The 11,358-nt window shown below is 45.6% G+C and carries 10 protein-coding genes and 2 tRNA genes; 5 read left to right on the forward strand and 7 right to left on the reverse strand.

Annotated elements, in window-relative coordinates; all coding sequences use genetic code 11:
• Window positions 1–19: 19 nt before the first annotated feature.
• Together JZ784_RS07665 and JZ784_RS07670 are read left to right on the forward strand one after the other, a co-directional pair.
• Complete coding sequence (locus JZ784_RS07665; protein ID WP_005008301.1) at window positions 20–217, forward strand: hypothetical protein; 198 nt, start codon at window positions 20–22, stop codon at window positions 215–217.
• 146 nt (window positions 218–363) lie between these two features.
• Window positions 364–1,266, forward strand: a complete 903-nt coding sequence (locus JZ784_RS07670; protein ID WP_346314436.1) for a WYL domain-containing protein — start codon at window positions 364–366, stop codon at window positions 1,264–1,266.
• Window positions 1,267–1,406: 140 nt separating this feature from the next.
• On the opposite strand, the gene JZ784_RS07675 is transcribed toward JZ784_RS07670, so the two are convergent.
• A tRNA-Leu gene (locus JZ784_RS07675) sits at window positions 1,407–1,492 on the reverse strand.
• Between the two features lie 14 nt (window positions 1,493–1,506).
• Window positions 1,507–1,580 (reverse strand) — tRNA-Cys (locus tag JZ784_RS07680).
• Window positions 1,581–1,732: 152 nt separating this feature from the next.
• Here JZ784_RS07680 and folD point away from each other — a divergent pair.
• Together folD and JZ784_RS07690 are read left to right on the forward strand one after the other, a co-directional pair.
• A complete protein-coding gene (gene folD, locus JZ784_RS07685; RefSeq protein ID WP_346314437.1) occupies window positions 1,733–2,581 on the forward strand; it encodes a bifunctional methylenetetrahydrofolate dehydrogenase/methenyltetrahydrofolate cyclohydrolase FolD in 849 nt (282 codons plus the stop codon).
• Between the two features lie 182 nt (window positions 2,582–2,763).
• Window positions 2,764–3,432: a 50S ribosomal protein L11 methyltransferase gene (locus tag JZ784_RS07690; protein WP_346314438.1), complete on the forward strand. Its 669-nt coding sequence runs from the start codon at window positions 2,764–2,766 to the stop codon at window positions 3,430–3,432.
• Between the two features lie 105 nt (window positions 3,433–3,537).
• Here the strand turns inward: JZ784_RS07690 and JZ784_RS07695 are convergent, their stop codons facing one another.
• The 3 genes from JZ784_RS07695 to JZ784_RS07705 all read right to left on the reverse strand — a co-directional run bounded on the left by JZ784_RS07695 (window position 3,538) and on the right by JZ784_RS07705 (window position 7,015).
• Entirely contained in the window at window positions 3,538–3,975 is a 438-nt protein-coding gene (locus tag JZ784_RS07695; protein ID WP_346314439.1) for a hypothetical protein, read from the reverse strand.
• Window positions 3,976–4,127: 152 nt separating this feature from the next.
• Complete coding sequence (locus tag JZ784_RS07700; RefSeq protein ID WP_130144119.1) at window positions 4,128–5,459, reverse strand: MFS transporter; 1,332 nt, start codon at window positions 5,457–5,459, stop codon at window positions 4,128–4,130.
• A gap of 236 nt (window positions 5,460–5,695) precedes the next feature.
• Window positions 5,696–7,015: an MFS transporter gene (locus JZ784_RS07705; protein WP_346314440.1), complete on the reverse strand. Its 1,320-nt coding sequence runs from the start codon at window positions 7,013–7,015 to the stop codon at window positions 5,696–5,698.
• A 255-nt stretch (window positions 7,016–7,270) separates the two neighbouring features.
• Here JZ784_RS07705 and glpD point away from each other — a divergent pair, with 255 nt between their 5' ends.
• Window positions 7,271–8,806, forward strand: coding sequence for a glycerol-3-phosphate dehydrogenase (gene glpD, locus JZ784_RS07710; RefSeq protein ID WP_346314441.1), 1,536 nt, complete (start codon window positions 7,271–7,273; stop codon window positions 8,804–8,806).
• Window positions 8,807–8,912: 106 nt separating this feature from the next.
• Here glpD and JZ784_RS07715 read toward each other — a convergent pair whose 3' ends face one another.
• Window positions 8,913–9,281, reverse strand: coding sequence for a hypothetical protein (locus tag JZ784_RS07715; protein WP_130144116.1), 369 nt, complete (start codon window positions 9,279–9,281; stop codon window positions 8,913–8,915).
• 104 nt (window positions 9,282–9,385) lie between these two features.
• A complete protein-coding gene (locus JZ784_RS07720; protein WP_346314442.1) occupies window positions 9,386–11,218 on the reverse strand; it encodes a phosphoenolpyruvate carboxykinase (GTP) in 1,833 nt (610 codons plus the stop codon).
• Window positions 11,219–11,358: the final 140 nt, after the last annotated feature.

Here is an 11,358-nt window from a genome sequence, read left to right on the forward strand (position 1 = left end):
AACAGAAAAGAGGGTTGTCATGAAAATTTTATCGACATCATATACACCTGCGCATGGCTTCCGTGCGCTCAAGCGCTTGCATAAGGCGGTTATTTATAATTACATTTTGCGTGATGATTTACATAAAATGTATAAAGCTTTAATTCATTTGGAGCGCTATATTGAACGTTTAGCGCATCAGAAAACTGCCCTAAAGAAGAAATCAAAAAAACAGTGACTGCTTTTTTAATAAAACATGACATCGCTTGAAAGCTGAACAGTTATTTTTTTACTTAATATTTTTCAGTTGCTTATATTGAATGTAATGCTTAGGTATTCAACTATAAATAAAAGGCACAGCATTGATTGTGCAGCGAGGGCAATATGAAGCGTAAAGCTTCAACACATGAACGCCTTGCGGAGCGTTTAGCGAATATTTTGACTAAATTAAATACTGGATATCAATTGGGAGTGGCAGAACTGGCAGATGAATTTCAGGTCAGCACGCGGACGGTAGAGCGGGACTTTGATCGCCTCAATACCTATTTGCCGCTGCTTCAAGATGAAAGCAGCAAAAAGTACTTTTTGGATCCCGTGTATCTGGGGCGTTTTAAGCTGCAGGATATTCAAAACTTTGCCCAGCTCTCTGGAATCAGTGAGCTTTATCCATCTTTGGATATGTCCTTTTTGCGTGGACTGCTGGACGAACGCGCCAGCCAAGTTTTTTCTGCCAAGGGCTATTATTTTGAAAATGCAGGGCAATTTGCTGCCCATTTTCAGGTGCTTGCAGAGGCCATCCATCAACGTAAGCATATCAGTTTTATTTACAATTCCAGCTTAAGGCTTGTGCAGCCATACCGCTTAATTCACTATCAGGGAAATTGGTATTTGGCTGCCTCATGTGATGGGGAGCTTCGCGCTTATCGTTTAAGTAAAATTGATCAGGTTACACAGCATGAGGCCATGCAGTTTGCACATGACCCTGAAATTTTAATGCAGCTTGAGGAAGATGAAGGCATCTGGTTTGGAAAGCATAAACAAGAAGTGCTGGTGTCAGTCCGGCCGGAGGTAGCCTTGTATTTTAAGCAGCGGCATTTATTTCCAGAACAGAGTATTGAACAAGAAGATACCGCCGGCACTTTACTGATTCGTTGCCAAATCCGGCATGAAATGCAGCTTTTACCGCTGGTTCGGTTTTGGATTCCTTATATTAAAATCATTCAGCCGGCGCATTTTCAACAAAAACTGGAACAGGATTTACAGCAGTATTTGTTGCCAGTGGTTTGATTTAAATTAATTTTATTTTTATAAAGAGGGCCATGCGCGCTCTTTTTATTTTAGGTTTAATTGTGGCGCATGGAATTTTAGGCATAAAAAAACCAGCCTAAGCTGGAAATTTTATTGCACCATTTTAAGAAGTATTAAAATGGTGCCCGAGGCCAGACTCGAACTGGCACGCTTTGTGGGCGGGGGATTTTAAATCCCCTGTGTCTACCGATTTCACCACTCGGGCATTTTTAACAAGATTGGAGGCGGAGGTCGGAATCGAACCGGCGTACACGGAGTTGCAGTCCGCTGCATGACCACTCTGCCACCCCGCCACGTCTTGTTGATGCGTATATTATCAAGCTCTGAAAAAAAAACAATAGTGGATTCATTCGTATGCGCATAAAAACAGCATATAGCGGAAAATATTTAAAATAATCATGTATTATGTGCAAAATTGATTCATATCAACACTTGGAGATGTGCCGTGGCATTAGTTTTAGATGGTCGTGCATTGGCAAAACAAATTGAAGCTGATTTGTTGACTCGCGTAGAAGCGTTAAAAGCAAAATCAGGACGTACCCCAATTCTTGCGACTATTTTGGTCGGAGATGACGGTGCATCTGCAACTTATGTTCGTATGAAAGGCAACGCTTGCCGCCGTGTTGGTATGGATTCGTTAAAAGTTGAATTAGGTAAAGACACCACCACTGAACAATTGCTGGCTGAAATTGAAAAATTGAATGCCAATCCAGACGTACACGGTATTTTGCTGCAGCACCCAGTCCCTGCTCAAATTGATGAGCGCGCTTGTTTTGATGCGATTTCTTTAGCAAAAGATGTCGATGGCGTTACTTGCCTTGGCTTTGGCCGTATGGCAATGGGTGAAGCTGCCTATGGTTCTGCAACTCCAGCAGGCATCATGACCATTCTGAAAGAAAACAACATCGAAATTTCTGGCAAACATGCGGTAGTTGTTGGCCGTTCAGCTATTTTGGGCAAGCCAATGGCGGCTATGCTGCTTGAAGCAAATGCAACCGTGACCATTTGCCACTCGCGTACGCAAGATTTAGCAAGCTTTGTGAAACAAGCAGACATTATTGTGGGTGCGGTCGGTAAAGCGGAATTGATTCAAAAAGATTGGATCAAGCAAGGCGCAGTAGTGGTTGATGCCGGTTTCCATCCGCGTGATGGCGGCGGTGTCGGCGATATTCAATTGGTCGGTATTGAAGACGTGGCTTCAGCCTATACGCCAGTTCCAGGCGGCGTAGGCCCGATGACTATTACGACTTTGATTCGTCAAACAGTTGAAGCTGCTGAGAAAGCTTTGGGTTAATTTCATTGGGATGTTCCTTCTCTTGCGCCATATATGGCTCAGGGAGAAGGCTAGGATGAGGGTGCTTTTTTATAAATAATCCTCTCCCTAACCCTCTCCTTTAAAAAGGAGAGGGGAACTTCCAATCTTAATTTAGGCTTTTATGACACTAAAATTCTGCATATTCGAAAAATAAAATTCCAATGAGCTGTACTTTTCAATTCCCTAAAGCGCCTGAACATCTTATCAAAGCCTTGCATGATGTGATTCCACACTGTGAATTGCATGCACAGCAATTGCCAGAAACCCCGATTTCCTTGTGGCTGATTCCGCCGGTATTCCCAACCGATAAACTGGATGATGAGGTCATTCGCCGCATCTGGAATGATACGCCGTATTGGATCTTCTGCTGGGCGTCAGGCCTTGCGATGGCGCAGTGGCTGCTGGCAGAGCCGCATCATGTCAAAGATAAAGTCGTGCTGGATTTTGGCGCTGGTTCAGGCGTGGTGGCTATTGCGGCGAAAATGGCAGGAGCCAAACGGGTGATTTGCTGCGACATTGACCAAGTCAGTTTGGATGCCTGCCGCGCCAATGCGGAACTGAATGGCGTGGAGCTGGAATATCTGGATGATCTGTATAAAGCTGAGCAAGTTGATATTCTGCTGGCTGCTGATGTGCTGTATGACCAATGCAACCGGTTTTTCTTAGATGAGTTTTTAAAATTTTCCCCGGAAGTGTGGGTTGCAGACAGCCGAGTGAAGAATTTCAGCCATCCTCAATATGAAAAATTGGATGAGCGCAGCGCAACAACCTGGCCCGATTTAGATGAGTCGCCAGAATTCCGTAATGTGAGTTTTTATAAAACATTATAGAACGTGAATAAAATAAGACGCTTCGAGCGTCTTATTTTTTTGCATAAAAAATTGCCTATTTCGAACATTGCTCTATGTTAAGCATGTTGATGCGCAGCAGACTGATTAAGAGCAGGTGTAGCGAACCACACGCAACGTCGCCGGGCGGGCATCCAAAGCTTGCTGAGCGCCTAAATTATCGGAGTTGCGCAGGTCGGGCGTGTTGGATAAGCCAAAACTGGCGCGGCTATTGCCAATTTGACGGCCAAATTGTTCTGTTTGGGCTGCGGCTGGGTTTGCAATTTCATTAATGCTCAAGATACTAAGCTTAAAGGTTTTATTGATTCCCAGTACTTTTTGGCAGGCGCGCTGTAATTTATTTGCATCCAGCTGCTGGTTTTGACGGCCAGCCAAAGTGTAGGCCAAAGTGGCGGAATCTGCAGTTTTGCTTTCAATTTGATAGCCCGACTGCCCGTTATACGCGCGTGGAGCGCTCTGGCATGCAGTTAAAGTGATTGCCGTCAAACCTAAAGCTAAAGTCTTATATATGATTTTCATGTGCATCTGCCTATGTTGTTATCTTTTTAGTATGCCATAAGCCCGCTGTTTTCTCGATGTAGAATTTGCTGGATTTTTCAACTGATGGTCAGCTGCTGACAGCATAAAAAAAGACCCTCGCATCATCAGAATTCGAGGGTCTTTTTTAATGGATCAACTTAATTATCCGTAATCATGCTGTGCTTTTTGGTGTCTTTCATAAAGATATAAGTGATTAATGACAGGCCAATCATGAAGGTAATGTAGTAGAAGAAGTAATTTTCATGACCTGCATTTTTAAAGCTCAATGCAACAAGTTCCGCGGTGCCGCCAAAAACGGTATTGGCGATTGCATAAGGCAGGGCAACACCCAAAGCGCGGATATGCGGAGGGAACAGTTCGGCTTTCACTACGGCATTAATCGCTGTATAGCCAGTCACAATCACCATTGCGCTCATGCACAGGAAGAATGCAGTCATTGCATCGGTTGTGCCGCCCAATGCATTAAAGATTGGCACAGTGAACAGCACGCCCAGTACGCCAAAGGCAATCATAATCGGTTTGCGGCCAACTTTATCGGATAGTGCGCCAACAGCAGGCTGGATTAACATGAAGATGAAAATGGCTGCCGTCGTAATTTCTGTTGCAGTGGTTTTTTCAAAGCCCGACGTATTCACTAAGTATTTTTGCAGATAAGTTGTGAATGTGTTGAAAGCTAAAGTACCGCCGGCAGTCAGCATAATCACTGTAAATGCCTGTTTGGGATATTTAGTGAATAAAGCCAAAGCGCTAGATTTTGGACCGCCGTTTTTGGCCTGTTCCTGCGCTTCTTTTGATGACTGCGTTTCGACTAAGCCGCGGCGGATCCAGAACACGACAATCGCCAGCAAGGCGCCAATGAAGAAAGGAATACGCCAGCCCCAGTCGCCAAGCGCCTGCTCAGATAAGGTGCGCTGCAGAATAATCAAGACGCAAAGCGCGAGCAATTGGCCTGAAATTAAAGTGACATACTGGAAGCTGGAGAAGAAGCCGCGATGATTTTTTCCTGCCATTTCAGTAAGATAGGTTGCACTGGAGCCATATTCTCCGCCGACGCTCAAGCCCTGAATCAGGCGGGCAAACAGCAGGATTGCGGGAGCAAGCATGCCCACTGAATCGTAGGTGGGCGCGCAGGCAATCATCAGAGATCCGATGCACATTAATGACACTGAAACGGTTAAGCCCGCTTTACGGCCTTTCCGGTCTGCGTAAATTCCCATAATCCATGCGCCAATTGGACGCATCAGGAAGCCGAGCGCAAATACAGCAGCGGCTTGCAGCAATTTTACAGTGCTGTCGCCTTCTGGGAAAAATTTCGGTGCAAAGTATAAGGTAAATGCCGCATAGACATACCAGTCATACCATTCGACTAGATTGCCGGCAGAGCCGCCAAGGATAGATTTGACACGAGTTTTTCGGTCAAACTGCTCTGGTGCAGTTTGAGTGGGAGTGTTTGACACAACATTCTCCATAGAATGAAGGCAAAACATATCCATTTAAGTTCTGTGTAAAACTTAAATACATATATTTTATGAAAATGGGAGATGGAATTATATTTTGCAATTTATACGCTTTTTCACGTATAAAATCATGAGACTTTAGTCTAATAATAGGGTTGTAACTGAACAGTCGTTCTGTTTTTATTGTGTGAACTGTTAAGCAAAACTGAAAAACCTCTCAACTGAGAGGTTTTTGGATTAGGCTGAAATTAATGCTCTTTAATTTGCGAATGATGCTTGGTGTCTTTCATGAAGATGTATACCAGCAGTGAAATGAAAATCATAATGGTGACGTAAATAAAGAACCATGATTCATGTCCGGCTTCTTTAAAGCTCAGCGCGAAGAATTCTGCAGTCCCGCCAAATAGGGTATTCGCCAGTGCATAGGGCAATGCAACGCCAAGTGCGCGGATATGCGCAGGAAACATTTCCGCTTTTACTACGGCATTAATCGATGTATAGCCAGTGACTATGATTAAGCCGGCTAAGCATAGCCAGAAGGCTGTCCAGTAGTCTTGCGTATTGGCCAGGGCATCAAATAAGACATAGGTAAAGAGGACGCCTAAGACGCCGAAAGCGATCATAATCGGCTTGCGGCCAATTTTGTCGGACAGTGCGCCGGCGGCAGGCTGCAGGCACATAAAGATAAATAAGGCCAGTGTGGTAATTTGCGTGGCGGCGGGTTTGCTGAACCCAGATGTATTCACCAGATATTTTTGCAGATAGGTGGTGTAGGTGTAGAAGGCCAATGTACCGCCGGCGGTTAAAAAAAGAACGGTAAAGGCTTCTTTCGGGTAGTGCTTAAACAAGGTGAAGAGGCCAGATTCGGGCAGATTTTTTTCATTTTTGGCATTTTTAAAGGATTGCGTTTCCATGAGTCCGCGCCGGATGCGGAAGACCACAATGGCTAAGCAGGCGCCAATAAAGAAGGGGATGCGCCAGCCCCAGTCGTGCAGCTGTTCCTCGGTCAGCAGCCATTGCAGAATCAGCAGGACACACAGTGCGGTAAGCTGGCCTGCAATTAAGGTGACATACTGGAAGCTGGAAAAAAATCCGCGCCGGTTCCGGTCAGCCATTTCACTTAAATAGGTGGCGCTGGCGCCGTATTCGCCGCCGACGCTGAGGCCTTGAATGAGCCGTGCGACCACAAGGATAATTGGGGCAAAGACCCCGATTTGGTCATGCGTGGGCGATACCGCAATTAAAAGCGAGCCTATGCACATGAGGGTAACAGACAGTGTTAAGCCCGATTTTCGTCCCTTTTTGTCTGAATAAATCCCCATAATCCATGCGCCAATCGGCCGCATGAGGAAGCCGACGGCAAAAATGGCTGCGGCTTGCAGCAATTGTGCAGTTTGACTGCCTTTGGGGAAAAAAGCGTGGGCAAAATACAGGGTGAATGCTGCGTAGATATACCAGTCATACCATTCCACCAAGTTGCCTGCAGAACCGCCAAGAATGGATTTAACCCGTGTTTTGGTGTCTAAATTAGGCTGTACTGCCATTTCTTCAGTCATGATGAAATCCATTTTTTATTCTGTTTCTTTATCTTATGCTTCAAAATTGAATGAAATGTAAACAAAATAAACAATTTGTATATAAAGTGTACTTTACGTTTTGGCTGCCGCAGTTATGATTTGAAATAATTTTCACCTAAATAAACAGGCTGGCAGGCAAAGATTTCGTACCGTTTGCGGTGAGTTTTTGTTATGTTGGGAGCTTGATCACAAGAATGGCTGCGTGAGCGCCAAAGAATAAAAATACTGCTGCTGAAGGAGGCGCATATGAATGATAATCACATCCTCTATGATATTGCAGTAATTGGCGGAGGCATCAATGGCGCGGGAATTGCGGCGGATGCCGCTGGACGGGGGCTGTCAGTGTTTTTATGCGAAAAAGATGATTGGGCCTCACACACATCTTCAGCCAGTTCCAAACTGATTCACGGCGGTTTGCGCTATTTAGAGCACAAAGAATTTCGGCTGGTGCGTGAAGCGCTGGCGGAGCGGGAGGTGCTGCTGAAGAAAGCGCCGCATATTATTCATCCCATGCGTTTTATCATGCCGCATCAGCCGCACTTAAGGCCTGCTTGGCTTATTCGAACAGGATTGTTTTTCTACGACCACTTGGGGAAGCGGGAAACTTTGGCCGGGTCGAATTTAGTTGATTTTCAGGCTGTCAACAGCCCTTTGAAAGCTGAAATAACCCGCGGTTTTGAGTATTCGGATTGTGCTGTGGATGATGCGCGGCTGGTGGTGCTGAATGTGATGCAGGCGCGGGAACTGGGCGCAAAAGCCGTCACCCGCACGCGGTGCCTTGGAGCGAAAAGAGTGCAATTGAATGCGGTGCAGCAGAATATTTGGCAAATTGAATTGGAAAAAGAACAGGGCGCTTATCAAATACAGGCCAAAGTGCTGGTAAATGCTGCTGGGCCATGGGTGGCTGAATTTATTCAGCAGGATTTGCATCTGAATGCGCCTTATGGCATCCGCCTGATACAAGGCAGCCATTTAATTGTCCCGAAGCTGTATGACGGGCAAAAAGCGTATATCCTGCAAAATGATGATCAGCGCATTGTGTTTGCGATTCCGTATTTAAATAAGTACACATTGATCGGCACCACAGACAAAGAATATTTGGGCGATCCAAACAGTGTTGAAATTACCGATGAGGAAATAGCGTATTTGCTGGACGCATCCAACGATCACTTTAAAACGCAGCTGAGCCGTAAAGATATCATCAGCACTTTTTCTGGCGTTCGCCCATTGTGTGATGATGAATCAGATAATCCCTCGGCAGTGACGCGCGACTATACACTTGCTTTGAGTCCAGAAAGTGACGGAGCGCCGCTGCTGTCTGTGTTCGGCGGTAAATTGACAACCTACCGGAAGCTTGCAGAATCAGCCATGGAGCATGTGCAGGCATTTTTTCCTGAAATGAAAAAAATGTGGACAGCATCGTCGGCTTTGCCCGGGGCGGAAAATTTCAGTTCAGCTAAAGATTTGGCTGCCCAAATTCAAGATAAAGTTAGCGGCGTGTCGGTTGATCTTGCTATGCGCTGGGTGCATGCATATGGGACGCGGATCTGGAAATTTATTCAGCAGGCGGCATCTGTGCATGAACTGGGGCAGGATTTTGGTCATGGGCTGTACGCACAGGAAGTGGATTATTTGGTTGAATGTGAGTGGGCTGTCAGCGCGGAAGATATTTTAAAACGCCGAACCAAACTGTATTTGGAATTCTCTGCGGATGAGTCTCTGCAGCTTGATCAATATTTGCAGGCATTGCATCAGCGCCGTGCACAGGAAGATGCAGCTTAATCCCAGCAATTGCACATACCCATGCTTTGATTTTGATAAGCTGGAATCAATTTCCTTTCAAAAAAGCCGCAATTAAACTTGCGGCTTTTATTTGGCATGGCGGAGATTAAATCTCTATGCCGCCCAGTGCTTTGCAGTCGACAGGCGTTTTCCATTTTACAGCCGTTCCCCAAACCACAGGGCGGACAAAGCGCCAAGGCCAAAAACCAAAACGTTGGCTGGCATTGTAGTTGATGACCACATTGCCGCCGACTTGATGTGCGCGTTCTGCAAAACGCGGATAGAGTTCAACCACGCTGCCGTAAGTGCCTTTAGCGACTTTGATGCGCTTTTTGATTTCAAATTGAGTTGAATCGGGTGTGCCTTTGATTGCGCAAACGTGAAGTGCTGGCTGAGTTGCTGCGGCTTCTGTTTGAGCCATGGCAAGGCTTGATAAGCCCAGCAGGCCAATTGTGAGTGTGAGTTTTTTTAGCATGAATTACCCTTGATAAATTTTTGTTGAGTTATAAAGTTTTAAAATTATAAGTAGATTAAAAAAAGACCGCTTGCGCGGTCTTTTTTTACTTAATCTAAAAAGAATTAAGCAGATTTTTTAACAGCTTCTAAAAGCTCATCTTGACGGGCTTTAAGCGCTTTTGGCAAACGGTCACCAAGTTTGTTGAATAACTCAGTGTGGCTTTCAAGCTCTTTGATCCACTGGTCTTTGTCTTGTGCAGTGACAAGATCAAATTGTTCTTTCGTGAAGTCAGAACCAGTCCAGTTCAATTGTTCATACGTTGGAACGCGGCCAATTGGAGTATCAACTGCAGTCGCACGGCCTTCACAGCGGTCAATGATCCACTCAAGAACACGCATGTTTTGACCAAAACCAGGCCATACGAAGTTGCCTTCAGCATCACGGCGGAACCAGTTCACGTTGTAGATGCCTGGAAGTTTGTTGCCTGCAGCTTTCGCTTTTTCAGCAACTTCTTCACCAAGCTCTAGCCAGTGGCTGAAGTAATCCGCCATGTTGTAACCCGCAAATGGAAGCATTGCGAATGGGTCACGGCGAACGACACCTTGTTGGCCAACAGCTGCGGCAGTAGTTTCAGAGCCCATGGTTGCAGCTTTATAAACACCGTCTACCCAGTCAAATGCTTCTGAAATTAGAGGCACTGTGTCTGCACGGCGGCCGCCGAAGATGAATGCAGAAATTGGCACGCCTGCTGGATTTTCCCAGTCAGCGTCAATAGAAGGGCATTGGCCTGCAGCAACAGTGAAGCGGGCATTTGGATGCGCAGCTTTCTCACCAGCAACATGCGGCTGGCCTTTCCAGTTGGTCAGGTTGGCAGGCGCTTCTTTAGTCAGGCCTTCCCACCAAACTTCACCGTTGTCTGTTACAGCAACGTTGGTATAGATGACATCTTTCGTCAATGTAGCCATACAGTTCGGGTTAGTTTTAGTGTTTGTACCAGGTGCAACACCAAAGAAACCAGCTTCTGGGTTAATCGCATATAGACGGCCGTCTTCACCTGGTTTGATCCAAGCAATGTCATCACCAACAGTTTCGATTTTCCAGCCTTCGTAGCCAGCTGGTGGAATCAACATAGCGAAGTTAGTTTTACCGCATGCAGATGGGAAAGCAGCTGCGATGTAGTGTTTTTCGCCTTGTGGGTTTGTTACGCCAAGGATCAGCATGTGTTCAGCTAACCAGCCTTGTTGACGGCCCATAGAAGATGCAATACGTAAAGCTAGGCATTTTTTACCCAACAATGCATTACCGCCGTAACCAGAACCGTAAGACCAGATTTCACGAGTTTCTGGGTAATGAACGATGTATTTTTCAGGGTTGCAAGGCCATGCAACGTCTTTTTGACCTTCTTCAAGCGGAGCGCCTACAGTGTGTACGCAAGGAACGTATTCACCGTCAGTACCAAGAACGTCGTAAACAGCTTTGCCCATACGAGCCATTTTGCGCATGCTTACAGCAACGTAAGGAGAGTCGGTTAATTCAATACCGATGTGGGCAATATGAGAACCTAAAGGACCCATAGAGAAAGGAATAACGTACAAAGTACGGCCTTTCATTGAACCGTCAAATAAACCGTTCAGGCGAGCGCGCATTTCAGCTGGAGCTTCCCAGTTGTTTGTTGCGCCTGCATCTTCCTGCTTTTCTGAACAAATGTATGTACGGCCTTCCACACGAGCAACGTCAGAAGGATCAGAATTAGCAAGATAAGAACCAGGATGTTTTTCTTGGTTAAGCGCTTGCATAGTGCCGTTAGCGATCATCAAGTCGATATAACGTTGATTTTCTTCTTCGCTGCCGTCACACCATTCAATTTTCGCTGGTTTCGTTAATTTTGCAATTTCTTCCACCCAAGCAATAAGCTTAGGGTGACGAACGAATTCTGGTGCGTTCACTTGGGTCATGGTGAGGCCTATCTCAAATATGTACAAACTGTACAAAGTCTAATCTGGGCAACGGGGTACATTGCGCAGATGAAATATGAAAAAAAGTGGCGCTATTAAAGCATAATTTCATAAAAAAAATAAGACTAAAGATGGGGTGG

It is taken from the genome of Acinetobacter sp. CWB-B33, from assembly GCF_039655955.1.
Lineage (GTDB): Bacteria > Pseudomonadota > Gammaproteobacteria > Pseudomonadales > Moraxellaceae > Acinetobacter > Acinetobacter bouvetii.

Coding starts and splice junctions, on each gene's coding strand:
- JZ784_RS07665 (WP_005008301.1), top strand. CDS start 20: ATGAAAATTTTATCGACATCATATACACCTGCGCATGGCTTCCGTGCG.
- JZ784_RS07670 (WP_346314436.1), top strand. CDS start 364: ATGAAGCGTAAAGCTTCAACACATGAACGCCTTGCGGAGCGTTTAGCG.
- JZ784_RS07690 (WP_346314438.1), top strand. CDS start 2,764: ATGAGCTGTACTTTTCAATTCCCTAAAGCGCCTGAACATCTTATCAAA.
- JZ784_RS07695 (WP_346314439.1), bottom strand. CDS start 3,975: ATGCACATGAAAATCATATATAAGACTTTAGCTTTAGGTTTGACGGCA.
- JZ784_RS07700 (WP_130144119.1), bottom strand. CDS start 5,459: ATGGAGAATGTTGTGTCAAACACTCCCACTCAAACTGCACCAGAGCAG.
- JZ784_RS07705 (WP_346314440.1), bottom strand. CDS start 7,015: ATGGATTTCATCATGACTGAAGAAATGGCAGTACAGCCTAATTTAGAC.
- glpD (WP_346314441.1), top strand. CDS start 7,271: ATGAATGATAATCACATCCTCTATGATATTGCAGTAATTGGCGGAGGC.
- JZ784_RS07715 (WP_130144116.1), bottom strand. CDS start 9,281: ATGCTAAAAAAACTCACACTCACAATTGGCCTGCTGGGCTTATCAAGC.
- JZ784_RS07720 (WP_346314442.1), bottom strand. CDS start 11,218: ATGACCCAAGTGAACGCACCAGAATTCGTTCGTCACCCTAAGCTTATT.